The sequence below is a fragment of the Cellvibrio polysaccharolyticus genome (assembly GCF_015182315.1).
Classification (GTDB): Bacteria; Pseudomonadota; Gammaproteobacteria; order Pseudomonadales; family Cellvibrionaceae; genus Cellvibrio; species Cellvibrio polysaccharolyticus.
In genome coordinates, this window is record NZ_PRDL01000001.1 from 1,711,771 (window position 1) to 1,736,888 (window position 25,118).

Genomic DNA, 25,118 nt, shown 5'->3' on the forward strand with positions numbered 1-25,118 from the left:
TAATGAGGGTTACAAAGTGGGTTTAGCCGTTAACGAAATTGTCAAAGTAGCACCCGTAATACCCGTAATGGTCGTAGAGAGAATTGAAGATGCTGTGCCGCTGGCTCGCGCACTCTACAACGGTGGTTTGAAAGTATTGGAAATCACCCTGCGTACGCCGTGTGCGCTGGATGCGATCACCGCAATGGTTGAAGCACTGCCTGCCGATGCGGTCATTGGCGCTGGCACCATCATCACGCCTCAGGATCTTGAAAAAGCGGTTAAAGCCGGTTCTACCTTTCTGGTAAGCCCGGGCACCACACCGGCACTGATTGAAGCGGCAAAAGCCTCTTCAATTCCTTTGTTGCCGGGTGTCGCTACACCGACCGAAGCGATGCGTTTGCTGGTAGAAGGTTTTACTCACCAGAAATTTTTCCCGGCTGAAGCCGCTGGTGGTATTCCGATGCTGAAGTCTATTGGTGGTCCCTTGCCACAAATTACTTTCTGCCCGACTGGCGGTATTGATTTGGCCAAAGCGCCCAGCTACCTCGCACTGCCCAACGTGGCCTGCGTGGGTGGAACCTGGATGGCGCCGAAAGAATTGATGAAGGCAGGCAAGTGGGACGAGATTGAAAAGCTCGCTCGTGAAGCTGCAAGTTTGCCACGTTAATTAATTTGTTTTTAAAGCCCGCCTCCGGCGGGCTAACCTTTTTTTACAGGAGATGAGAATGACCATCAGAGTAGCAATTAACGGTTACGGACGTATTGGCCGCAACGTATTACGCGCTTTATACGAATCCGGCAAGCGTGAAAAAATTCAGATCGTTGGTATTAACGATTTGGGTGATGCGCAGCTGAATGCCCACCTGACCAAATACGACTCTACTCACGGTATGTTTGCCGGTGATGTTTCTGTTGATGGCGACAAAATGATTGTGAACGGTGATGAAATTCGCATCACTGCGGAGCGCAATCCGGAAAACCTGCCGTGGGGCGAATTGAAGGTTGATGTTGTGTACGAATGTACCGGTATCTTCACTTCAAAAGAAAAAGCGTCTGCCCACATTAAAGCCGGTGCGAAAAAAGTCATTATTTCTGCGCCGGGTACCGACGTGGATGCAACCGTAGTATTCGGTGTAAACGACACCGTACTGAAAGCGAGCGATACTGTTATCTCCAACGCTTCCTGTACTACCAACTGTCTGGCGCCGATTGCCAAAGTATTGAACGACAACTTCGGTATCGTTCAGGGTTCCATGACCACCATTCACGCTTACACCAACGACCAGGTGCTGTCTGACGTATTCCACAAAGACATCTACCGTGCGCGTTCTGCTACCCAGTCCATGATTCCTACCACTACCGGTGCTGCCAAAGCAGTAGGCCTGGTATTGCCGGAATTGAAAGGCAAACTGGACGGTATTTCTGTTCGCGTTCCTACCATCAACGTATCTCTGGTTGACCTGAACGTACTGGTAGAAAAAGACGTTTCTGTAGAAGCGGTGAACGCTGCCATGAAAAAAGCGGCCGAGCAGGAAATGCCGGGCGTACTGGCTTATGTTGACGTGCCGTTGGTGTCGGTTGACTTCAACCACAACGCTCACTCTTCCAACTACGACTCACTGCAGACCAAAGTGTACGGCAAGTGGGTAAAAGTTCTGTCCTGGTATGACAACGAGTGGGGCTTCTCCAACCGTATGCTGGACAACACCATCGCTTTGATTGAAGCCAAATAATTAAGGGAACGGATAACAACATGTTAAGACGTACCAAAATCGTCAGTACTTTAGGTCCGGCATCGGAATCCTATGAAGTATTGGAGAATCTGATTCTTGCCGGTGTGAACGTCGTTCGTTTGAACTTTTCTCACGGTTCACCGGAAGATCACCGTCGTCGTGCCGAAATGGTGCGTGAAATCTCCAAAAAGCACGGCTTGTTTGTTGCTGTTCTGGGTGATTTGCAAGGGCCAAAAATTCGTATCGCACGTTTTGCCCAAGGGAAAATTTATCTCAACATTGGTGATAAATTTGTTCTCGATGCATCTCTCGAGCGTGACGCCGGTAATCAGCAACAGGTCGGTATCGACTACAAAGAGCTGCCAACCGATTGTAAAACCGGTGACATGCTGTTGCTGGATGACGGCCGTGTAGTACTTCAGGTGGAAAGCATTGAAGGCACTCGCATCAACACCATTACCCGTGTTGCCGGCCCACTGTCCAACAACAAAGGCATCAACCGTCAGGGCGGTGGTCTCACTGCACCGGCGTTGACTGAAAAAGATCTGGCTGACATCAAAACCGCAGCCGAGATTGACGTAGACTACCTGGCGGTATCTTTTCCGCGTAGCGCTGCCGATATGAACCAGGCGCGCGCTTTGCTGGAAGCGGCCGGTGGTCGTGCCGGTCTGGTTTCCAAAATCGAGCGTGCGGAAGCGGTTGCTGACGACGAGACGCTGGACGAAATCATCCGTGCCAGTGACGCTGTCATGGTTGCTCGTGGTGACCTCGGTGTGGAAATCGGTGATGCGGCATTGATCGGTGTACAGAAGCGTATTATCGAACGCTCACGTGCCCTGAACAAAGTGGTTATTACCGCTACCCAGATGATGGAATCCATGATCAACAGCCCGCTGCCGACTCGTGCAGAGGTGTTTGATGTGGCCAACGCCGTACTGGATGGTACCGATGCCGTTATGCTGTCTGCAGAAACTGCAGCCGGTAGCTTCCCGGTGCAAACCGTTGAAGCGATGGTGCGTATCATCAAGGGTGCCGAACAACATCCGACAGCGAGCTTCAGTCGCTATCGGATGGATGAGAAGTTCTCTTCGATTGCGGAAACCATTGCTCTGGCAGTGATGTACACCGCAAACCACCTCGGTGGTGTTAAAGCGATTATTGCTTTGACCGAGTCCGGCAGCACGCCGTTGCTGATGTCCCGTGTGGGTTCGCAATTGCCTATTTTTGCGTTCTCCCGTCACTTCAGCACCCAGAGCAAAGTGGCTTTGTACCGCGGTGTTCAACCGGTTCCGTTTGATACCACCAGCGTTCCTGGCGCTGAAGACTATCTGCGTGCCATTGATATCCTCAAGCAAAACGGTGTGCTGGTAGACGGCGATCTGGTGATCCTGTCCAGCGGTGATACCAACCTGCTTGGCGGTACCAACACATTGAAGATTTTGCGCGTTGGTGACAAAATCTGATTATCGACTTTGTGTTGATAAAAAACGGCAGCCTGGCTGCCGTTTTTTTTGCGCGCAAAATTTGTAGTTAAACCACCCCGGAGATAATGACATGAAAATCGTGATAGCAGGATTCATGGCCTTGCTGGCTTGCGGTGCGCAGGCATTGGAAATTCGTGATCAATGGCAACAGGGTGCAACCATTCGCGGCCAGGTTGAACCAGGTAGCAAAGTGGAATTTCTCGGCCGCGATGTACGGGTCGCCAAAGGCGGCCAATTTGTGGTGGGTGTCGGTCGCGATTTTCCGTCGAAAGCAGAGCTGACGGTGGTCGCACCTGGCGGCGAGCGCAAAGTGCACACCTTTAATGTTGCTGCCCGCAAATACAATATTCAGGAAATTACCGGGGTTCCGCAAAGTACGGTAACGCCGTCACCGGAGCAGGTGGAGCGCAGCCGCCGCGAAGCGGAGCTGGTTTCTGCCGCCCGTAAAAAAGATCTGGCTACGCCCTGGTTTACCTCGGATTTTGCCTGGCCGGTAGTGGGCCGTATCAGTGGCGTTTACGGCAGTCAGCGGGTTTATAACGGCCAGCCAGGCAACCCGCATTTCGGCATCGACATTGCCGCACCGACCGGTACCAAAGTGCTGGCACCAACCGCCGGGTTGGTAACCCTGGTGCATGCCGATATGTTTTTCTCCGGCGGTACGCTGATTGTTGACCACGGTCATGGTTTGTCTTCCACCTTTATTCACCTCAGCAAAATTCTGGTGAAAGAGGGCGATCAGATCACCAAAGGGCAGGTGATTGCAGAAGTGGGAGCAACCGGTCGTGCTACCGGGCCACACCTGGACTGGCGCATCAACTGGTTTGATCAGCGCCTCGATCCCTCTCTGGTCGTTGGCCCCATGCCCAAATCGGCCAAGTAACTATTGCTCCATCAGTGGTGCTTTACCTACCGCTGATGCCAGTGAATAACCGGGGGTAAAGACTGTTGGCAGCCCAGGAGACAGCATGGGCGGCTCAGTGTAAGATATCGCCCCTTCAATATGACCTCGGATCAGGGAATACCTGCCATGATCGACAAAAAATTGCTCAGCATTCTTGTATGTCCTGTCAGCCACGCACCCCTCGAGTATCGTGAAGCACAACAGGAGCTGGTGTGTTACGCCAGCGGTCTGGCTTACCCGGTTCGCGATGGCATTCCGGTGATGCTGGAAAGCGAAGCCCGACAAATAACGCTGGCTGAAAAAGAGCAGCAACACTGATTTTAGTTTTGGTAACCGTGACGGACCCTTTATGAAGAGCGCAGAAATACGCGACGCCTACCTGAAGTTTTTTGAGAGCAAAGGCCACACCATTGTGCCCAGCAGCTCCCTGATTCCTGGCAATGACCCGACTTTGTTATTTACCAACGCCGGTATGGTGCAGTTCAAGGATGTTTTCCTTGGTGCTGATAAACGCCCTTACACCCGTGCGGTCAGTTCGCAGCGTTGCGTGCGTGCCGGTGGCAAGCATAACGATTTGGAAAACGTGGGTTACACCGCCCGTCACCACACATTCTTTGAAATGCTGGGTAACTTCAGCTTTGGCGATTACTTCAAGCGCGATGCGATCCTTTACGCCTGGGAGTTTTTAACCTCGAAAGACTGGTTGAACATTCCTGGCGAAAAACTCTGGGTAACGGTTTACGCCTCGGACGATGAAGCCTACGACATCTGGCAAAAAGAAGTGGGTGTGCCTGCCGACCGCATTATTCGTATCGGTGACAACAAAGGCGCGCCTTACGCGTCGGATAACTTCTGGGCGATGGGTGACACAGGTCCGTGCGGCCCTTGCACCGAAATTTTCTACGATCACGGTGCCGATATCTGGGGTGGCCCACCTGGCTCGCCGGAAGAAGACGGCGACCGTTATATCGAAATCTGGAACAACGTGTTCATGCAGTTCAACCGCACGCCAGACGGTGTACTGCACAACCTCCCTGCGCCATCCGTGGATACCGGTATGGGGCTGGAACGTATTTCTGCCGTGATGCAGCACGTTCATTCCAACTATGAAATTGATTTGTTCCAGCATTTGTTGGCCGCTGCTGCTGAAGCCACCGGCACCCAGGACACTGAAAACAAATCCCTGCGTGTTATCGCCGACCATATTCGCTCCTGTGCCTTCCTGGTCAGTGACGGCGTGACGCCATCCAATGAAGGTCGCGGTTATGTACTGCGCCGTATCATTCGTCGTGCTATTCGCCACGGTAATCAGCTGGGCCAGAAAAAACCGTTCTTCCATACGCTGGTAAAAGCTCTCGCTGAAGTGATGGGTGAAGCCTACCCGGAGCTGGTAAAAAACCGTGCCCATATCGAGCGCGTATTGCTGCAGGAAGAAGAGCAATTCGAGAAAACCCTCGATAAAGGCATGCTGGTGCTGGAAGAAGCGCTGGCGAAACTGCAAGGCAAGGTGATTCCCGGTCAGGTTGCTTTTACCTTGCATGATACCTATGGTTTCCCGCTGGATTTGACCAATGACATCGCCCGCGAGCGCGATTTGACCATTGATAACGAAGGTTACGAAAAAGCCATGGACGAGCAGCGCAACCGTGCGCGCGCTGCGGGTGCCTTCAAGGTGGATTACACCGCTGCCGGGCTGGATTTCTCGGCCACCGAGTTCCTCGGTTACAACTCGCTCGCCGAAACCGGAAAGATTATTGCGCTGCTTAAAGGCGGTGCCGGTGTTGATCGTCTCAACGAAGGTGACGAGGGCGTGGTGGTTCTGGATCGCTCCCCTTTCTACGCCGAATCCGGTGGTCAGGTGGGCGATACCGGTTATTTCACGACCGGTTACAGCCGTTTTGAAGTACGTGACTGCCACAAGCAAAACGGTGTGCACCTGCATATTGTTCACGGCCTGAAAGGCTCGCTGAGTGTCGGCGATGTGGTCAATGCTGATGTTGATAGTGGTCTGCGTCAGGCGACCATTCTTAATCACTCGGCTACACATTTACTTCACGCTGCCTTGCGTAAAATCCTTGGCGAACACGTTGCCCAGAAAGGTTCTCTGGTGGATTCAGAGCGTCTGCGTTTTGACTTCTCCCATTTTGAAGCGATTACTGCCGAGCAACTGAAAAGTATTGAAAGCCTGGTGAATGATCACATCCGGGCCAACAGCCCGATCATTACCGAAGATTGCAGCATGGACGAAGCCAAGGTGAAGGGTGCCATGGCCTTGTTTGGCGAAAAATACGGTGATCGTGTGCGCGTGTTGACGATGGGCCACGGCTTCTCCATTGAGCTGTGTGGCGGTACGCACGCCTCCCGCACCGGTGATATCGGTTTGTTCCGCATCGTGTCGGAATCGGGTGTAGCGGCCGGTGTACGCCGTATTGAAGCGATTACCGGCAAAAAAGCGCTGGGTCTATTCGATAACCTCGACAATTTGCTGGATCACGCTGTTCGCGCCCTGAAAACCACGCGCGAGAATCTGCCGGAAAAACTGGAATTACTGGTACAGCAAAACAAAAAACTGGAAAAAGACCTGGCGACGCTGAAAACCCGTCTGGCAACTGCCGGTAGTGGTGACGTATTAAGCCAGGCGAAAAAAGTCGGTGATGTCAGTGTGCTGGCCATCAACCTTGAAGGTGCCGATGCCAAATCACTGCGCGATTCGGTTGATCAGTTCAAAAACAAACTGGGCTCTGCTGTGGTGTTACTGGCTGCGGTAGAAGATGGCAAGGTTTCGCTGGTTGCCGGTGTTACCCAGGACATTACCAGCCGTTTCAAAGCGGGCGACCTGATGCGTCATGTTGCCGAGCAGCTTGAAGGCAAGGGCGGTGGCCGTCCGGATATGGCGCAAGGTGGTGGCACCCGCGTTGATCTGTTGGACGAGGCGCTGGCGTCTGTATTGCCGTGGGTAGAGCAGCAGGGCAGTTAATCGGCCTGGTTTTAATGCGATTTGGTTGTGCTACAAATAGCTGTTTATCGCCGAAATGGCAGTAATTTTGCGTAATTAAGTAATAAACGTGAAAGAACAGCTGTTTTCGGCAATCAAACCCCGGTTCCGGTTAACTTTTGCTTCAAAGTGTTGTTTAATTAGCCGCCGTTTTTTGTGACGCAGTTGTTAAATAGCGCCATTTATTCAAATATCAGTGAGGGATAGGCCCGCAATGAGCTTATTTGTGCAGAAGTACGGTGGAACCTCTGTAGGTTCTATTGAACGTATCGAAGGCGTCGCCGATAGAGTTGCCTCATTTCGTGCCCAAGGGCACGATCTGGTGGTGGTATTGTCTGCGATGAGTGGTGAAACCAACCGTTTGATTGGTTTGGCCCAACAAATTCAGGAGACTCCGGATCCGCGTGAGATGGACGTGCTGGTATCTACCGGCGAGCAGGTAACCATTGCGTTACTGAGTATGGCGTTGAAAAAACGCGGTATTGATGCTCGTTCCTACACCGGTGGTCAGGTTCGTATTCTTACCGATAACTCCCACACCAAAGCCCGTATTCAGGCGATTGATGACGCCAACATGCGTGCTGATCTGGCTGCTGGCCGTGTGGTTGTAGTGGCCGGTTTCCAGGGTGTAGACGAGCACGGCAACATTACTACGCTGGGGCGTGGTGGCTCGGATACCACCGGTGTTGCGCTGGCTGCCGCCTTGAAAGCCGACGAATGTCAGATTTATACCGACGTGGATGGTGTGTATACCACCGATCCGCGTGTGGTTGAGCGCGCTCGCCGCCTCGACAAAATTACCTTTGAAGAAATGCTGGAAATGGCCAGTCTGGGCTCCAAGGTACTGCAAATTCGCTCGGTTGAATTCGCAGGCAAATACAACGTTCCTTTACGTGTATTGTCCAGCTTCAAAGAAGGCCAAGGCACTCTGATCACCCTCGATGAGGAAAATAACACCATGGAACAACCTATCGTTTCCGGAATTGCGTTTAACCGCGATGAAGCTAAAGTAACTGTTGCCGGTATTCCGGATACTCCCGGCGTAGCCGCTAAAATTCTGGCTCCGGTGGGCGCTGCCAATATCGAAGTGGACGTTATTGTTCAAAACGTATCGGCAGACAACACCACGGATCTGACTTTCACCGTTAACAAGGGTGATATGAAGAAAGCCGTTGGCGTGCTCGAAAGCGTTGGTAAAGATCTGGGCGCTCGCGAAATCCGTAGCGACGACAAAGTTGCCAAAGTTTCTATCGTTGGTGTTGGCATGCGTTCACACGCGGGTGTTGCTTCCCGTATGTTCACCGCTCTGGCTGCTGACGGTATCAATATTCAAATGATCACCACATCCGAGATCAAAATCTCTGTGATCATTGAAGAGCGTTTTCTGGAACTGGCAGTGCGCACCTTGCACACTGCCTTCGGCTTGGATGCTGAACCGACCGAGAGTCACACAAAAGGCTAATGAATGACCCGGAGCACATCCGGGTTTTCAATATCAGCAGATAAGTGTGTACCACGTCGAAAAATGTTTGGGGGATTCTTCCCTTTCGTGAAAAGTAGTCAATACTTTATAGCAAGGGTTTACCGTGCCCTGGTCATGAATAGGGGTTGATTTTTGAGCAGCATGATACAGGTTTAAAACTGCTCTACAGGATGAGTTAAGGAGATTAGAGATGTTAATTTTGACCCGTCGTATTGGCGAAACCTTGATGGTTGGTGACGAAGTAACTGTCACCGTATTAGGCGTTAAGGGGAATCAGGTACGTATTGGTGTTAACGCACCAAAAGACATTGCAGTACACCGCGAAGAGATTTATCAGCGTATTCAACGTGAGAAGCAAAATCAGGACGACCAGGATTAATTAGCCGTCACTGATTGACTGTTCTGCTCGCGGCGATCATTCGCCGCGCAGTGAGAACAAAAAACCAACAAAAATAATAGCCGTACCTTTTTCGTCTCTGTTGTTATCCTGTTTTGTTCTGCCCAACACCTGTATCACTAAAAAATTTACTAATAAATTGCTTACAAGTCTTTGATTTTTTATGAAATATGGTATTATGCCGCACCTGACGAGATGAGACGTTATTGCCAAGGCAGTACAATCAGAAAGTCAGTGATTTGTTAAATCAAATCATAGGTGAGGTGGCCGAGTGGCCGAAGGCGCTCCCCTGCTAAGGGAGTATACCCTTTAAACGGTATCGAGGGTTCGACTCCCTCCCTCACCGCCATTATTACAAAACCCCGATCAGGAAACTGTTCGGGGTTTTTTATTACCTGTCATTTTCTTCTGCCCGCTATTTTCATTGCGCTCCTTTTTCGAATACAGCGCAGAGCTATAAGGTGCCTCATAGCCCGTTTAGTGTAGTCGCGGCACAGAGAAGGGATGTGCGGGCAAGCGGCTATCAGCGGCTCTGATAAGGCGTCTCGGTAATGCGCTGAATGTTATTCAGGCGTTCAGGTGGCGCTTCAACCTTGGATGGGTAGGGCGCATTGAAGAAAGGTTGTAAATGCGTCTGATCGAGGAATGCGGAGTCGCTTAAAGGGGATCCGTTGTGCGGTATCTTGCCGTTGGCGGAGTGTGGCAAGCGAGTCTTTCTATTGACCGTGCTGGGCGGTAAATCCTGAAGGCAAAACCAAAGGGTTGCTGAATAAAAAAAGCCCGCTGCGTTGCCAAAAACTGACAAGACAGCGGGCTGTTATTACTTTTATAAAAACACCTCAAGAGCAGAGGTGTCCGGGTCTAAAGAACAATCCCGTTAAAGAAATTTACAGTGACTGAATTTTCTGGATTTGCTCGCGCAGTTTTTCCAGTGATGCTTTATTTTCGGTAAGGATGCCGCGTTCTTTCTCTACCACGTCGGCTGGCGCCTTATCGACGAAAGCAGCGTTGGACAATTTACCTTCCAGCTTCTGAATATTCTGTTCCAGTTTGCCGGCTTCTTTGGTCAAGCGCGCGATTTCTGCGTCTTTATCAATAAAGCCTGCCATCGGAATCAGAATTTCCATTTGGCCTACCAGCGCGGTGGCTGACATAGGTTCTTCATCGCCCGCATTCAGCACGGTGATGCTTTCCAGTGATGCCAGTTTTTTCAGGAATTGCTGATAGTTGTTAATACGAACAATATCGTTGGCATCGCCATTTTTTACCAGTACGGTCAAATCTTTGGCTGGAGAAATATTCATCTCGCCGCGAATGTTACGCACGCCAAGAATAACCGCTTGCAGCCAGGCAACATCGTTCAACGCGTCCTGATCAATCTTGCTGTCATCGGCTACCGGGTATTTCGCCAGCATAATAGTATCGCCGCTAGCACCGGCCAGCGGTTTGATTTTCTGCCAGATTTCTTCGGTAATAAACGGCATCAGCGGATGTGCCAGACGCAGAATCGCTTCCAATACGCGAATCAATGTACGGCGGGTGCCGACCTTGAGTGCCTCGCTGGCCGTTTTGTCCCACAGTACCGGTTTGGACAGTTCCAGATACCAGTCGCAGTATTCGTTCCACACAAATTCGTAAATAGCTTGCGCGGCAAGATCCAGCCGATAGGTGAGTAGCGCTTCGGTAACGGTTTTCTCAGCTTGTTGCAGCTTGCTGATAATCCAGCGGTCGGCCACCGACAGTTCGAAAGCAGAACCGTTCTGGCCGCAATCCTGCTCTTCGCACTGCATTAATACGTAACGGGTTGCGTTCCAGATTTTGTTACAGAAATTCCGATAGCCTTCAACGCGACCCATATCGAATTTGATATCGCGACCGGTAGATGCCAGCGAGCAGAAAGTGAAACGCAAGGCATCGGTACCGTAAGCCTGAATGCCTTCCGGAAATTCCTTGCGGGTTTGCTTTTCAATTTTTGCGGCGTCTTTCGGGTTCATCAAACCGAAGGTGCGTTTTTGCACCAGGGTTTCCAAATCAATACCGTCGATAATATCCAGCGGGTCGAGCACGTTGCCTTTGGACTTGGACATTTTCTGTCCCTGACCATCGCGCACCAGACCGTGTACATAAACAGTTTCAAACGGAATGGCGGCATTGCCGTTGTTATCTTTCACCAAATGCATGGTGAGCATAATCATCCGGGCAACCCAGAAGAAAATAATATCGAAGCCGGTTACCAATACATTGGTCGGATGGAATTTTTTCAAAAATTCATTTTGTTCCGGCCAGCCCAGGGTTGAGAAGGTCCAGAGCCCTGACGAGAACCAGGTATCGAGTACGTCTTCATCCTGGCGCAGCGATACGTCGTTACCCAGTTGATGCTTCTCGCGTACTTCGGCTTCATTACGGCCTACGTAAACATTACCGGCATTGTCGTACCAGGCCGGAATGCGGTGACCCCACCACAGCTGACGGCTGATGCACCAGTCCTGAATGTCGCGCATCCAGGAGAAGTACATGTTTTCATATTGCTTTGGCACGAACTGAATGCGGCCATCTTCAACAGCGGCAATAGCCGGTTCGGCCAGCGGCTTGGTGCTGACGTACCATTGGTCGGTCAACCAGGGTTCAACCACCACACCGGAGCGATCACCGCGTGGGACTTTTAAGGCGTGGTCATCAATTTTTTCCAGCAGATCGCCCGTTTCAAAAGCAGCAACAATCAATTTACGCGCTTCGTAACGATCAAGGTTGGCGTACTCTGCTGGCAGCGTGCGGTCCAGCTCGCTATTGACGGAGCCATCCAGATTGAACACCTGGGCTTCGGCAAGAATGGCAGCATTTTTGTCGAGCACGTTGATCAACGGCAGGTTGTGACGCTTGCCGACTTCGTAGTCGTTAAAGTCGTGCGCCGGGGTAATTTTTACGCAGCCGGTACCGAATTCGCGATCGACATAATCGTCAGCCACGATAGGAATGCGGCGGCCTACCAGCGGCAGGTCAATGAATTTTCCGATCAGGGCTTTGTAGCGTTCGTCTTCCGGGTGCACCGCCACGGCGCTGTCGCCCAGCATGGTTTCCGGACGTGTAGTAGCAACGACCAGGTAATTTTTACCGTCGGCAGTCGTTGCACCGTCAGCCAGCGGGTAGCGCAAATTCCACAGGAAGCCTTTTTCATCGTGATTTTCCACTTCCAGATCGGAAATGGCGGTGTGCAGTTTCGGATCCCAGTTAACCAGGCGCTTGCCGCGGTAGATCAAACCATCTTCGTGCAGGCGAACAAAGGCTTCCTGTACGGCGGTAGACAAACCCTCGTCCATGGTAAAGCGCTCGCGGCTCCAATCCACCGATGAACCCAGGCGACGAATCTGGCGAGTGATGGTGCCACCGGATTCGGCTTTCCATTCCCACACTTTGTTAAGGAAGGCGTCGCGGCCCAGGTCGTGACGGGTTACTCCTTCTGCGCCCAAACGGCGCTCAACCACCATTTGGGTAGCGATACCGGCATGGTCGGTACCCATTTGCCACAGGGTGTCTTTTCCGGACATGCGCTGGAAGCGAATCAAGGCGTCCATCACCGCGTTGTTGAAACCGTGGCCCATGTGCAGGCTACCGGTAACGTTGGGTGGTGGAATCACGATGCAGTAGGGATCACCCTCGCCAGAGGGTTTGAAATAACCCTTTTCTTCCCAGGTTTGATACCACTGTTTTTCGATGGAGTGAGGCTGGTAGGTTTTTTCCATGGAGTTGTCGGACCCTGAAAGGTTGCCGCGTCAAACAGCAAAAAAATAAAAGAAAATCAATGCCTGAACGCTTGATAAAGAAAGGCAGGAATTATACAGATTCCGACCGGCTGCGCCTAATCTTGCAGGCGGTAGCCGGTCAGTAAATCAGAAGTTGCAGATAGCGGTAGACAGGAATGTCAGGTAGACAGTAATTACATCCGGGTAGAAGTTATACCTGGAGAGAAATTATACCTGGACAGCAATTACAAACAGGCAGGCACTACCGGTGCCAGCTTTTGTTGCAGCAGTTGCCACACGCGGGTGGCGGCAATGCCGGTCATACAGGGCGGGGTGTCGGTGCTGTTTTCCGGCAGAAAACGGCAGCTGCGCTTGTGGCAGGGCATGCAATCCAGCACCGGTTGCATCAACACGTTACTGGTGTGCTCGCCAATCAAACCCACTTTGGTGGGCGAGGTGGCACCATAAAGTGCCAGCGTCGGAGTTTCCAGCGCGCCGGCAAGGTGCGAAAAGCCGGTATCCAGACCAATAACACCGGCAGCTTCAACCAGCATGCCGGCGATGGTGGTGATGGATAGTCGACCATCCGGACGGGTGGCAGCGGGACAGGCGCTGATAATTTCGTCAGCAATGGCGCGTTCGCTGTCACTGCCCCAAATAATTTCTACCGCAAAACCGGCGGCGGTTACGGTGTTGGCCAACTCAATCCAATGCGCAGTGGCCCAGAGTTTGGTCACCCAGCTGGTGCCAATAATGAAAATCAGCTTGGCCGGGTTTTTGGCGATGTGGGCAAAATTCTGGTTAATACCAAAGTTGATCGCCGCATCCGGTTGATAATCAAACACGCTGGCCAGCAAACGGCGACTGCGTTCAACCGCGTGCTGTTCTTTGCTAACGGCAAAGGTGCGTTTGTAGAAGATATTTGAAACGGGCTCGCGAGCGGAATTGCGGTCGTAACCGGCGCGCACTTTGCTATTTGCACAACGCGCCACCAGGGCACTTTTCAGCAAACCTTGAGCATCCACCACCAAATCATATTGCTCTGCGCGCACGTCTTTGCGCCAGGTTTTGAATTCCTGCCAGGCGGCTTTATCCCGCTTTTTTACCCATTGCCGCAAACGGATGGGAATAACCCGGCGAATGGCCGGATGCCAGGCGGCAATTTCTGCAAAACTTTCTTCCACCACCCAATCAATAATCACATCCGGGCGGTGTTTGCGTAAGTCGGTAATGGCAGGGAATGTATGAAAAATATCACCCATGGATGACATTTTAACCAACAGAATTTTCATCAAATACCGGGCCGCATGTGCAGAAAATCAACATGCCCGATCGTGAATAATCGGGCGGGTAGCTGTTACAACAGAATTACTGGTAATCCTTGTAGGATTTTTCTTCGATCAACTCCGAGCCAAACGCCAGGTTGATGTCTTTTTTGGTGGTAGCGCGTTTGTCGTTGGTGACGTAAACAGCGCGTGCCAATTCAATAAATTTGGGGCCAAAATCTTTGGCAAATTCGCAATCGCGAATATCGTCTTCAATCACCCACAATTCCTGGTTGATAGACTTCAGGGTTTGTTTCAGTGGCGCCAGGCGGGTTTTACCTTCGGCGTCGAGCAGGGTTTCTACTTTTGCATTGAGCACGTTCAGTTCGTGGCGAACGTTTTTCAACTTTTCTGCATCGGAAATATTGTCAGATTTGATTTCCAGAATGGTGATCTTGTCAATCAATTCGCCGAGGGAGATAGGGGCTTCGATAAGCATGAGAATGTCCTGTGTGGGTAATGGGGGCAATATTACCAAACTTACCGCCTCTTTCACCAATGCAACCCTGGTTGACGCTTAAGATCCGGCAGGGTTGTGCAATAAGCCACAATGTTCAAATTTAATCATTTTTACTCATATTTGGTCATGCAGGGTGAATTCTGTGATAAGTTTGCCCGTTCACAGCGGTTTGTCGGCATCCTGAACCGTTCATTTCGGGCAACAATAAGAGAGCTCTTATGAATCGACGTGACTTTTTGATCAAAACGGCCCTGGCCGCATCCATTCCTGCCGCTATGTCGGCTTCCGGACAAAGTTTTCCTGCGCTGGCATCGGCTGGCCACACCACGGCAGTAGCGCGCCAGCCCGGCCAATTGAGTTGGCTGGACGGCCACGAACCTGCGGCTAAGACCGGCCACACCTGGGGGCATCCCTGGCCGACAGGGCAGTTGAAGGCGGGGCAGAGCCTGCGGTTATTAAATAGCAGTGGTGAACGAGTGCCGGTACAAACCTGGCCAACCGCTTACTGGCCGGATGGCAGTATTAAATGGACCGGGCATGCGGTGCCCGCCAATATTGCACTGGGCGAACAATTCAAACTCGAAAAAGGCAATGGCCCTGCACCTCGCGCGCCGGTTAAAGTTCGCCAAACCGCTACGGCCATTTCTGTTGATAACGGCATCTTTACCTGTGTGGTGAATAAACAAGGTAAACACATTGTTGAGCGTCTGGAGCGCAATAAAAAAATCATTGCGCAGCATGCCCGCCTGGTCGGTTTGCGCCAGGACAAGCCGGTAAATGAACCGGAATCACCCGCGCGCGTGGAATCTTTCGAATCCAGTATTGAACGTATATCCGTGGAGCAGGAAGGGCCGGTCAGGGCGGTATTGAAGCTGGAAGGAAAGCATCGCACCACCAGCGGTCGTGAATGGTTGCCGTTCAGTTTGCGTTTGTATATTTATGCGGGCGGTGAGTCTTTACAAATCAGCCACACCTTTATTTATGACGGTGATGATCAGCAGGATTTCATCAAAGGCCTTGGTTTACAGTTTGATGTTATTCAGCACGATGAATTTTATAACCGCCATGTACGTTTTGTGGGCGAGCAGGGTGGTTTGTGGGGCGAGTCGCCGCAGGGCATAACCGGTTTGCGTCGCGACCCCGGCAAAGCAGTGCGCGATGCACAAGTGGCCGGTATTGCCACGCCGCCATTAAAAGAATGGGATGAACGCGTCAGCAGCCGTTTGCATTGGGTGCCAGTGTGGAATGACTACACCTTATCGCAGCTGACGGCGAATGGCTTTGGTATTAAAAAGCGTACCAAACCCGGCCATGCCTGGATTGATGCTGACCAGGGGCGGCGCTCGAATGGTGTTGCGTTTCTTGGCGGAGTATCGGGCGGTATTCTTTTTGGTATGCGTGATTTCTGGCAATTGCATCCGGTGCAAATTGATATCCGTAACGCCGGTGCCGATGTGGCTCAGGCAACGCTGTGGTTCTGGTCGCCGGAAGCCGAAGCCATGGACGTGCGCTTTTATCACGATGGACTGGGGCAGGAAACCTACGAACAGCAACTCGACGCACTGAATATTACTTACGAAGATTACGAACCGGGTTTTGGCAGCGCCTACGGTGTTGCTCGCACCACCAATATGAGTTTGTTTGTGTTGGCCGCAACACCTTCCCGCGAGCAAACCATTGCCATGGCAGACACCATTGCCACACCGCCGCGGATTATTGCCGCACCGGCAGATTATCTGGCAGCGGGCGTGTTTGGTGGTTTATGGAGCTTGCCGGATCGCACCTCACCGGAAAAACGCGCGATTGAAGAACGTCTGGATTGGCAAATCGAGTTCTATCACCGCCAGGTGGATCAACGTCACTGGTACGGCTTCTGGAATTACGGCGATGTGATGCACGCCTACGACGAAGATCGTCATGTATGGCGCTATGACATTGGTGGCTACGCCTGGGATAACTCGGAGTTATCGCCGGACTTGTGGTTGTGGTATTCCTTTTTGCGCACCGGTGATGCCAATACCTTCCGCCTTGCCGAAAATATGACCCGCCACAATCGCGATGTGGACATGTACCACGCCGGTCGCTTTAAAGGTTTGGGTACACGGCACAATGTGCAGCATTGGGGGTGCAGTGCCAAACAACTGCGCATCAGCACCGCTGCTTACCGTCGCTTCCATTACTACATTACCGCTGATGAACGCACTGGCGATGTATTGAATGAAGTGATTCATGCCGACAGAGCATTGGCAACGCTGGATGCAACCCGCAAAGTGGCCGCGCCCAGCCCGATACCCGGCAAAGCAAAAATTGGCGTGGGTACAGATTGGGGCTCGGCAGCCGCCAACTGGCTGACAGCCTGGGAGCGCACCGGTAGTGATGAATACAAACACTACCTGGAAAAATCCATGCGTGTCATCGGCGAGCATCCGCTCGGATTTTTTGCCGGTGGTTTTGGCTACGATGCGGATACCAAAACCCTGCATCCGTTCCCGGTAGAAAAGCCTTCCATTTCCCATCTCAGTTCCGTGTTCGGTTTAATCGAAGTCTGTACCGAGCTGAACCAGTTACTGGATGTGCCTGAATTCAAAGCCGCCTGGTTGCGTTATGGTCGACTCTACAATGCCAGCCGCGAAGAACAACGTGCAGAGCTGGGTGCGGAATTCAATAACAATCTCGTTGTTGCCCACTCACGCCTCACGGCTTATGTGGCGCAACAAGAGGGCGATAACGCATTGGCCAAACGTGCCTGGACAGAATTTTCCAGGGAGTGGGGCGGCAATCGTAAGATCGCGTTCGATGAAATCAAAGGGCCGGATGTATTAAACCCGATTGATGAAGCTGCGTGGGTATCTACCAATGATGCGGCGCAGTGGGGGTTGGCGGCGATTCAAAATTTGGCGTTGGTGCCGGAAGCGTTGTAAGTCTTGGAAAAAGCCGGCCTGGGTTCAGGCTGGCTTCAATCGGATAATACGGTTTTTTTGAAGATAAAAATCCGTGCCATTCTGCCCGTTTGTCATTAGGCTGTATGCTCCAAAAACGCATAAATACATCCCTGTAGCTCCTTCGAGTCGTCCCTGACTCGACGGTTTTGGAACATACAGCCTAACGCCAAACTCATATTGTGCTGACCTGAAATTTGTCAGCATTCAGTACCGACCTGATTCCAGGTCGGTTTCTTTTTAACATCAATAGGTAATACTTGCCTCCGGATCCGTATTTACGATACTGCCATCCTGCATCGTTAACTTGAACATATACCAGTAGGTGGTTCCGGGTTCGAGGTCGTTGCTATCAGTCAGTTCGCCTTCTTCGGGCGCGCTGGCAAGAACGCGGGTTCTGCCGTTCGCCTGGTTGCGAGTATTGCGGTAAACCTCTACCACCCGAATAGGTTGCGCAAAATCTTCCAGTTTCCAGCTCAAATGAATACCTTCCGGCACCCGTGAACTGACCAGATGCGTTTGCGGTTGGAGTACGGTTGCTATGTAAGCCGGTTCTGAAATTACCACATCATTGATAACGGCATTATCAATGGCTACCCAGTAATAATATTTCTCTCCGGCAGTTGCAGTCGCATCCTGCCAGGTCAGGCTGTTGACAGCTGGCGCAGCAATAACCTGGCTGGCTGCGAAGTCCGCCGGTGTATTCGCATCGGCAACTTGTTGGCGATAAATCGTAATGCTGCGAATATCCATATTTGCTGCACGCCAAGCCAGCTCCACCGGTACGCGATTATTGAGAATGTTGACGTTCAGTTGGGGAATGTTGCTTACCGTCAGTTTCGTTTTGGATGGGCTGTTATCAAAATTTACATTGCCCCGCAGTGGCTTGATTTCCACCCAATAGAAATAATCCACATCAACTACTACATTAGTGTCCACCCATTGATGCTGACCGGGTTGCAAAGTAGCAACGAGCGTTTTGCTGGCTGAATCATTCACGGTGCTGCGAAAAATTTTTGCAGATTTGAATGCGGTCTGGTGAACATGCAATTGCACGGTAATTTTTTCGTGATCACCCCGCGCTATTGCTTTTATCCAGGGTTCGCTTGCCGGCGTATAAACTCCGTAATCCGGAATATTATTAGCGCTTGCGCCCAGGTTGAAATCCGGATGGGGTGGCTGGTTGTAACCCACGTTTTGCCAGGCGATAGCAACGCGATATTGCGGATTTTGCATCAAAGTCGGGATGGCATAGTTGGTGGGAATGGTGGTAGAAAAAATCATCAACTCAGTGCTGTCTGCATTGGCCCAGACCACTTCTTCTCGCCAGTCGCCAAAAATATCTGCCGACAAGGAGGGGGTTGCTTTGGTGCCGTTGTTGGAAACCGCATTGAATAAAGCGCCTTCCAGAATCGGCACCGATTGTTCATTCTGATAATCCCACTTAAAAATAGTGGTTCCGTCCAGTAATTCCCGCAGCAAATCGCCATCCCACCAGATCGCAAAATTGGTTTGTGACGGGCGGTTTTCAGAAATGACTTCGCCATTCGCAGCTACAAGGCCACCGCGGGTTGCCCAGTTTTCATTGCCGGGAAAACGCGGGTCGATATCAGCACTTAAACCCCTGCCAACATCAGCACCGTTACTGGGGCGACTCCAGAGAATTTCGCCGGTGGCGGCATCGTGCAACTCCACCCCGTATTCAATGCCGTCCTGTGTGTAGCTGGCTGCAGATTCATGCACCATATACACTTCAAGCCCGGGACGCTGCGGGTCGATGTCGCTGACATGCAGTGCGTCACCATGACCAAGGCCGGTGCTGTAAAGCGCATGGCCGTTATCATCAATCACTGCCGCGCCGTAAATAATTTCGTCGCGACCATCGCCGTCTACATCGGCCACGCTGACACTGTGTGCGCCCTGGCCAAAAACAATTTCATCACCATTGCCGTTGTTGGTATCAAATACCCAGCGCTGGCTGAATTGCCCGTTAACCCAATCGTAAGCTGCCACAACCGCACGGGTGTAATAGCCTCGCGCCATAAACAGGCTGGGGCTTTCTCCATCAAAATAGGCTACACCAGCGAGGAAGCGATCAACGCGGTTGCCGTAGGTATCGCCCCAGCTTCCCACATTACCGCGTGGCGGAATATAGTCGATGGTGTCCAGTGCTTCGCCGGAAAGCCCGTCAAACATGGTGAGGTATTCCGGGCCGTTGAGAACATAGCCGGCAGAATTGCGGTGATCCGCCTGAGCGTTACCGATAATATTACCTCGTCCATCGACAGTGCCATCTGCGGTTTTAATAGCAATTTCTGCACGGCCATCACCATCAAAGTCGTAGGCTATAAATTGCGTGTAGTGCGCACCGGCACGGATATTTTTACCCAGATCAATTCGCCAGAGTTGCTGACCTTCCAGCGTATAAGCATCTATGTAAACGTTGCCGGTGTGGCCACTTTGCGAATTATCTTTAGCGTTGCTCGGGTCCCATTTGACAATAATTTCGTACTGCCCATCACCATCAAGGTCCGCCACCGTTGCGTCATTGGCGCTGTAGGTATAGGGCACTCCCAAAATAGAATCGCCAGCGGGTTTATTCAGGGGAATGGAGAGATAAGGTTGCGACCAGGCTTTTGCGGTGCGGTTGGTTGCATCAGGAATCAGTTTTTCACCCACGGCCATTACCTGATAAGTATCCCAGGCTTTGCCATCACTATCGGTAAAGAACGTGGAGGATTTTATTGCCTGTGGCGTTATTTTTTTACCATTGCGATAAATGTGAAAGCCTTTACTGGTATCGTCTTTTTGCAACAAACGCCAGCTGATTGCATTGCCTTTATTTACAGGAATGACCACCAGCCCGCGATCCAGATCTTCAACCCGCTTGCCGGATACGCAGTTCTGTTGAAGTTTTTGTAATCCCGGTGGCAATGCATTGCCAGAGCGATCGTTGATGGTTTTGCAGTAACCTGGCTGGTTGCTTTTTGCTGCAAAAGAGGGAAGGGCAGCACAGGTTAATAAGGGAATCAGCGCAACGCCCAACCAACGGGCTTTCCATGCTGATTGCGGTATCGCTTTCGAGGTCGATCGATGAACTTCATAGGTAGTTTTCATTATCAATTATACTCCCTGAACAGTTGAGGTTAGTTTTTACATAACAGTGTTACTTCCAACAGATTGACGACAACAACAATGAAATAAAAAATCCCCGACGAATTGCCGGGGATTGTTGAAGGCCTGATTAGAAATATGTCAGGCAGATCCTACTCCAGACAATAATTACATTCTGTAGCTTAATCCGATCGCATATTCGCGACCAGTCCAGTCATAGCTTGACATCCGGCCAGGGCCTGAATTGGTTGAACGAACTTCTCCAGTTAAGTTTTTTCCATCAATGTAAACTTTCAGATTGTCATTAACGCTATAGTTGAATTTCGCATCCAGATAGCCTGCGTCATCTACATACAACGGGTTACCTGATCTATCAGCTGCACTTTGCAGAAAACTGTCACGATAGTTGTAGGCCACACGAGCACTCCATCTATCCGTTTCATAGAAGACAGTGATGTTATAACTGTTTTCAGATTGTCCCGGGAAGGGAAGTTCTGCCCCTGTCAATTGGTCAAACAGGCCAACGTCTTTGGAATCCATCCATGTATAATTGACGCTGCTACCAAAACCATCAAATGGTGCAGGAAGCATAGTGAAAATAGTGCTTGCTTGTAACTCGATGCCCTGTGTTTTTGCGCCCCCACCGTTAACTTTTTGTCGAACATCCCATTGACGATTATCTCCAAAGAAATCTGTATTGAACTGTGTATCAGGATCTAATGGCCAACTGGTAATATCTTTGGTAAACCATGCTGCAGAGAGCACAGAATCTTCATTTGGATACCAGGTTAACGCTATATCCATTTGCTTGGCACGGAAGGGGTCGAGATACGGATTACCCGCCGTACAAACGTTTGCTGTTCCATCGATAATGCTTTGCTGATCGCGGTAGATAGTGCAGTTGGCGTTGATGTTGATATCAAGAATTCGGGGTTGCGCCATGACTTTTGCGATACCGAAAAACAACTCCAACTCATCTGGGATCAGACCTAATGTCAAGTTCAGGCTTGGCAGTACATCGTCATAATCATTTTTAAGAGTGTCTCTCCCGGTATATTGCTCTGCGTGATTTTGTGCTTCAATAGGCGCAGTAAAACCACCTGTATTAGGATTGATCATGGGGTTTCCATTTTCATCCAGTTCATTAACCATTACCCGGATACGTACATCTCCATTGGCATCACTCTCGGTGCGCACATAGCGGACACCTGTATTGCCTTTTAATGGCAAGCCAAAGAGGCTGGTTTCGAAGTTACCCTGTATATAAAATGCGTTAGAGCTTAAATCCACGTCGAAGTTGCCGGATTGCACATTCAGGTCAGCACGCGTGGTGTTATCTGCGCTAACAGCTCTCAGGTCAGCAAGGAAAGAGGGATTGTTAACTGCTTGCCAGGAATTTAATGTAGGAACATCAAGGCTGTAGTTGTTGAAAAATTTCGGTGTTTTAGTTGTATTTCCCTGAAGTAGAGCGATCTGATCATCCATTGTCCACGTGTAACCTTCGCCTCCGCCGACATTTCGATTGATGTCGTAACGCCAATTCCAATTGGCGAACATTTGTTTGGTGTATTGGTAACCAGTCTGGAATTTAGTGAAGAAGCCGGATTCAGGTGTAAACACAAAATCCAATTTCCCCATATCTTCTTGGGTTTCATCTCTTGATGGTCGATAATTGAAGGAGGAGCCACCTGTGTAACTAGCCGGACTGTTGATATCAAATTTATTGGATTTATCCGTAGGGTCACTGACATTGTGAATGTAGGCATTACTTAAATCTATATGTGGCAACCCGCTGCCATCAAGCGTAAATTGTATATCAGTTACACCGCTGGCCCATGCTGTAGTGCCTCGTTGGTCATAATCCTGGTCTGCTGTAGATCGAGCAAGTAGACCTATCAGCTGAATGTTATCGCGTTTCAATTCGAAGCCGGTTTCAAACATGTCATTCTTTTGCATCCATTCCTGCTGGATAACTCGGTTACCTACCCGAGCACCCGGGCTGCTTCTGAAAGAAACGACATTTTTTCGGTCATCCACAACTACACTTTCAGGGTTGACCCTGGCGGCTGACTCGGTTTCAAACTGCAGGTTAATATCATGAGCATCTTTATCTCGTTCGTTAAAGGTATAACCTGCGTGCACTGACAAATCATCAGTAACGGCAAATTGCACCATGGCATTAGCACTCAAACGTTTTTCTGATCGCTCCCATATAGCATAGCGGGGCAAATAGGGAGAAAACTCTGACCATTGTCTCGTGCATTCATTCCGATCTGCTGCTACAGAGAAGCTTGAAGCACAGTCGGATTTATTAGCAATATTGGAAAATTTTGGATTCTGACTGATGGTGGTTTTTTGTGGGTCGTTATCGTAATCGTCAAAGCGTTGCCACTCTGTATTACGAACCGCATGCATCATTGTGGTTTTGTCTGATGCAGTGACATTTAGCAACACACCCAGGCGATCATTAATTTTTCTTACGCCGGTGATATTAAACTTCGGCATTACATCACCGATCAGGTCATTATATTGCCCTTCAGCGGATACCGAGAAATAGTGATCGTCAAACTCGTTGGGTTTGCGGGTGTTAACCTGAATGGTGCCACCAATCCCACCTTCAGTCAGGCGTGCTTCAGAACCTTTAATTACATCAAGTGATTTGACCAGCTCGGATGCCATGGATCGGAAGTCGATCTCTCTGCTACCTGCATTACCCATCGCACCTACACTGTTAACTTCTACACGCAGCAGGTCGGGAGATACACCACGTACGCTGACAAGGGAGCCTTCTCCACCATCTCCCGCTCGGGATATTTGCACACCCGGAATACGCGATAGCGCTTCTGCAATATTTTTATCCGGGAATTCGCCGATATCTTCTGCAACCAATGAGTCACTCATGGTTACCGATTCTTTTTTTCTGTCCAGCGCGCTGCGCTGACTGAAACGAATACCGGAAACAATAATTTCTTCAACGCCTTCGCCGTTTTGCGCATTGCTGGAAGTGGTTGTTTCCTGTGCGAAGGTCGAGGCAGTGGGAATCAGAGTTAAACCGGCGGCAGCCATAAGAATGGATGCAACACCAACCGCTAATTTCTTGCGTGAAAAAGGAATGGAGGTGCAGTGCACGCTTCCTGCGTGGGATGATTTGAAGTAAGTCATTTATCGCCTCTGATAAGCAGATTGCATTAGTTATTAGTAAGGACAAGGCGAATACTATTATCATAATTTTGCAACGTCAATCATATTTAGTCACTGCTAGTCACAATCATTCATTTTGTATTTTTTCAGTATTTATCGTGATGAGTGCAAAAAATCCGCTGTTATTTACTGGTTAAAAACGCGCAGGCTGCGCCAAATAAAGGCTGTGAGGAAATTTTCGATTTGCGTAAATCATAAAAAATGCCGCTTTTTTATGATTATTATTTCTATTTTTTGTCGTTTAAATTTCCTTTTATTTTTAAAAATTAGATGTCACCTTATTATTTTTTGAGGTGTATTTGTCACATTTATCATGGGTTGAATGAAATATTCAGGTAAATTCGTTGGACTTAATCAATCATATTTGCTCATAATTGATCATTTGCTTGTGGCCGGAGTTTTTTACAGCAAGCCGCTGCCAAAGGCTGCATCCGGTTCTTGTGTGTGAGCCATTTTTATCAAAAATCTCTATCAGGATTGGTAAGTCTTATGAAACCTTTATTTGGCCTGCGCGCCCATGATTTTGGAACCCGTTCTGCTGAAACATTGGCGCCCGCCATTGCTTCGTCAGGGGCTGCCTGTGTGCAGTTGGCGTTGGCGAAAGCGCTGCCGGGCGAGCGTTTAATGCCGGCTGATTTTGGAGAAGAGGGTTTGCGACAGGTGCGCCAGGCATTTGACGATAATCATTTGTCTATTGCGGTGTTGGGTTGTTACATCGATATGGTGACGCCCGATTTAAACGAGCGTGAATTTTCATTACAGCGTTTTGAAGCGCACCTGGCCGCCGCCGCCGCTCTTGGCTGTCGCATTGTGGGTACCGAAACCGGTTCGCCGGTTCCGTATCTGAATCAGCCGGGTGGTCGCGAGACTGGATTTCGCACCGCTGTAGAATCGCTGCGCCGCCTGGTAAAGGCGGCTGAAAAGCATAAGATTTTTATCGGTGTAGAAGCCGTAGCGGAATTCCACGCGCTGTCTTCTGTAGAGCATGTGAAATGTATTATTGAGGAGTTTGCATCACCGGCACTGGGTATTATTTTTGATCCGGTTAATCTGGTGCCGACCTCCGGTATTGATGATATCGATATTTTTCTCGACGAGTGCTTCGCTGCATTTGGTGAGCACATTGTCGCGGTACATGCTAAAGATTATCGAATGATTAATAGTGAAACCGGTTTAAAAAAATCCGATGCCTTGCCGGCCGGCTTGGGTGAAATGGACTGGGAAGGGGTGTTTCGACGTTTGATTAAAGCTGGTAAGTATCAGGTACCGATTTTGCTGGAAGAGGCTGGCCCTGCGGATGCGCCGCAAGCATTCGTGCGTATGCAGGCAGCGTGGGACAGCGCTGTCGCTAATCCCTGATA

At 50.3% G+C, this 25,118-nt stretch carries 15 protein-coding genes and 1 tRNA gene; 11 read left to right on the plus strand and 5 right to left on the minus strand.

Going from position 1 to position 25,118, the window contains the following annotated elements; genetic code table 11:
* The first annotated feature begins 16 nt into the window (after positions 1–16).
* From C4F51_RS07350 to C4F51_RS07390, 9 genes are all read left to right on the plus strand, one after another.
* Positions 17–649 carry a bifunctional 4-hydroxy-2-oxoglutarate aldolase/2-dehydro-3-deoxy-phosphogluconate aldolase gene (locus C4F51_RS07350; protein ID WP_193908563.1) on the plus strand — a complete coding sequence of 211 codons (633 nt, stop codon included), beginning with the start codon at positions 17–19 and terminating at the stop codon, positions 647–649.
* A gap of 58 nt (positions 650–707) precedes the next feature.
* Entirely contained in the window at positions 708–1,715 is a 1,008-nt protein-coding gene (gene gap / locus C4F51_RS07355; RefSeq protein ID WP_193908569.1) for a type I glyceraldehyde-3-phosphate dehydrogenase, read from the plus strand.
* Between the two features lie 20 nt (positions 1,716–1,735).
* Positions 1,736–3,178, plus strand: a complete 1,443-nt coding sequence (gene pyk / locus C4F51_RS07360) for a pyruvate kinase (RefSeq protein ID WP_193908570.1) — start codon at positions 1,736–1,738, stop codon at positions 3,176–3,178.
* Between the two features lie 91 nt (positions 3,179–3,269).
* Positions 3,270–4,082 carry a M23 family metallopeptidase gene (locus tag C4F51_RS07365; RefSeq protein ID WP_193908571.1) on the plus strand — a complete coding sequence of 271 codons (813 nt, stop codon included), beginning with the start codon at positions 3,270–3,272 and terminating at the stop codon, positions 4,080–4,082.
* Between the two features lie 147 nt (positions 4,083–4,229).
* Positions 4,230–4,421: a Trm112 family protein gene (locus C4F51_RS07370; RefSeq protein WP_193908572.1), complete on the plus strand. Its 192-nt coding sequence runs from the start codon at positions 4,230–4,232 to the stop codon at positions 4,419–4,421.
* 31 nt (positions 4,422–4,452) lie between these two features.
* Positions 4,453–7,080: an alanine--tRNA ligase gene (gene alaS / locus C4F51_RS07375; RefSeq protein ID WP_193908573.1), complete on the plus strand. Its 2,628-nt coding sequence runs from the start codon at positions 4,453–4,455 to the stop codon at positions 7,078–7,080.
* 232 nt (positions 7,081–7,312) lie between these two features.
* Complete coding sequence (locus tag C4F51_RS07380; protein WP_193908575.1) at positions 7,313–8,560, plus strand: aspartate kinase; 1,248 nt, start codon at positions 7,313–7,315, stop codon at positions 8,558–8,560.
* A 211-nt stretch (positions 8,561–8,771) separates the two neighbouring features.
* Complete coding sequence (csrA, locus tag C4F51_RS07385) at positions 8,772–8,960, plus strand: carbon storage regulator CsrA (RefSeq protein ID WP_193908577.1); 189 nt, start codon at positions 8,772–8,774, stop codon at positions 8,958–8,960.
* Between the two features lie 275 nt (positions 8,961–9,235).
* Positions 9,236–9,327: transfer RNA gene (locus C4F51_RS07390), tRNA-Ser, on the plus strand.
* Between the two features lie 538 nt (positions 9,328–9,865).
* Here the strand turns inward: C4F51_RS07390 and C4F51_RS07395 are convergent.
* From C4F51_RS07395 to C4F51_RS07405, 3 genes are all read right to left on the minus strand, one after another.
* Complete coding sequence (locus tag C4F51_RS07395) at positions 9,866–12,718, minus strand: valine--tRNA ligase (protein ID WP_193908586.1); 2,853 nt, start codon at positions 12,716–12,718, stop codon at positions 9,866–9,868.
* Between the two features lie 245 nt (positions 12,719–12,963).
* Positions 12,964–14,010, minus strand: coding sequence for a lipopolysaccharide heptosyltransferase I (gene waaC / locus C4F51_RS07400; protein ID WP_193908588.1), 1,047 nt, complete (start codon positions 14,008–14,010; stop codon positions 12,964–12,966).
* 76 nt (positions 14,011–14,086) lie between these two features.
* The gene (locus C4F51_RS07405; protein WP_193908590.1) at positions 14,087–14,482 is read right to left on the minus strand and encodes a DUF6165 family protein; all 396 of its coding nucleotides are present in this window, start codon (positions 14,480–14,482) and stop codon (positions 14,087–14,089) included.
* A 239-nt stretch (positions 14,483–14,721) separates the two neighbouring features.
* Here C4F51_RS07405 and C4F51_RS07410 point away from each other — a divergent pair, with 239 nt between their 5' ends.
* On the plus strand, positions 14,722–17,424 hold the full coding sequence (locus C4F51_RS07410) for an exo-rhamnogalacturonan lyase family protein (RefSeq protein ID WP_193908592.1): 2,703 nt from the start codon (positions 14,722–14,724) through the stop codon (positions 17,422–17,424).
* Between the two features lie 264 nt (positions 17,425–17,688).
* Here C4F51_RS07410 and C4F51_RS07415 read toward each other — a convergent pair whose 3' ends face one another.
* Both C4F51_RS07415 and C4F51_RS07420 read right to left on the minus strand, forming a co-directional pair.
* A complete protein-coding gene (locus C4F51_RS07415; protein ID WP_193908594.1) occupies positions 17,689–20,559 on the minus strand; it encodes a rhamnogalacturonan lyase in 2,871 nt (956 codons plus the stop codon).
* A gap of 165 nt (positions 20,560–20,724) precedes the next feature.
* Positions 20,725–23,718 carry a TonB-dependent receptor gene (locus C4F51_RS07420; protein WP_193908596.1) on the minus strand — a complete coding sequence of 998 codons (2,994 nt, stop codon included), beginning with the start codon at positions 23,716–23,718 and terminating at the stop codon, positions 20,725–20,727.
* 528 nt (positions 23,719–24,246) lie between these two features.
* Here C4F51_RS07420 and C4F51_RS07425 point away from each other — a divergent pair.
* Positions 24,247–25,116, plus strand: coding sequence for a sugar phosphate isomerase/epimerase family protein (locus C4F51_RS07425; RefSeq protein ID WP_193908598.1), 870 nt, complete (start codon positions 24,247–24,249; stop codon positions 25,114–25,116).
* The last annotated feature ends 2 nt before the right edge of the window (positions 25,117–25,118 follow it).

What these genes read in the sequence shown, in the direction of transcription:
- gap (WP_193908569.1), top strand. Translation starts at nt 708, where the DNA reads ATGACCATCAGAGTAGCAATTAACGGTTACGGACGTATTGGCCGCAAC.
- C4F51_RS07410 (WP_193908592.1), top strand. Translation starts at nt 14,722, where the DNA reads ATGAATCGACGTGACTTTTTGATCAAAACGGCCCTGGCCGCATCCATT.
- C4F51_RS07365 (WP_193908571.1), top strand. Translation starts at nt 3,270, where the DNA reads ATGAAAATCGTGATAGCAGGATTCATGGCCTTGCTGGCTTGCGGTGCG.
- pyk (WP_193908570.1), top strand. Translation starts at nt 1,736, where the DNA reads ATGTTAAGACGTACCAAAATCGTCAGTACTTTAGGTCCGGCATCGGAA.
- C4F51_RS07420 (WP_193908596.1), bottom strand. Translation starts at nt 23,718, where the DNA reads ATGACTTACTTCAAATCATCCCACGCAGGAAGCGTGCACTGCACCTCC.
- C4F51_RS07370 (WP_193908572.1), top strand. Translation starts at nt 4,230, where the DNA reads ATGATCGACAAAAAATTGCTCAGCATTCTTGTATGTCCTGTCAGCCAC.
- alaS (WP_193908573.1), top strand. Translation starts at nt 4,453, where the DNA reads ATGAAGAGCGCAGAAATACGCGACGCCTACCTGAAGTTTTTTGAGAGC.
- C4F51_RS07405 (WP_193908590.1), bottom strand. Translation starts at nt 14,482, where the DNA reads ATGCTTATCGAAGCCCCTATCTCCCTCGGCGAATTGATTGACAAGATC.
- waaC (WP_193908588.1), bottom strand. Translation starts at nt 14,010, where the DNA reads ATGAAAATTCTGTTGGTTAAAATGTCATCCATGGGTGATATTTTTCAT.
- C4F51_RS07425 (WP_193908598.1), top strand. Translation starts at nt 24,247, where the DNA reads ATGAAACCTTTATTTGGCCTGCGCGCCCATGATTTTGGAACCCGTTCT.
- C4F51_RS07380 (WP_193908575.1), top strand. Translation starts at nt 7,313, where the DNA reads ATGAGCTTATTTGTGCAGAAGTACGGTGGAACCTCTGTAGGTTCTATT.
- C4F51_RS07415 (WP_193908594.1), bottom strand. Translation starts at nt 20,559, where the DNA reads ATGAAAACTACCTATGAAGTTCATCGATCGACCTCGAAAGCGATACCG.
- C4F51_RS07395 (WP_193908586.1), bottom strand. Translation starts at nt 12,718, where the DNA reads ATGGAAAAAACCTACCAGCCTCACTCCATCGAAAAACAGTGGTATCAA.
- csrA (WP_193908577.1), top strand. Translation starts at nt 8,772, where the DNA reads ATGTTAATTTTGACCCGTCGTATTGGCGAAACCTTGATGGTTGGTGAC.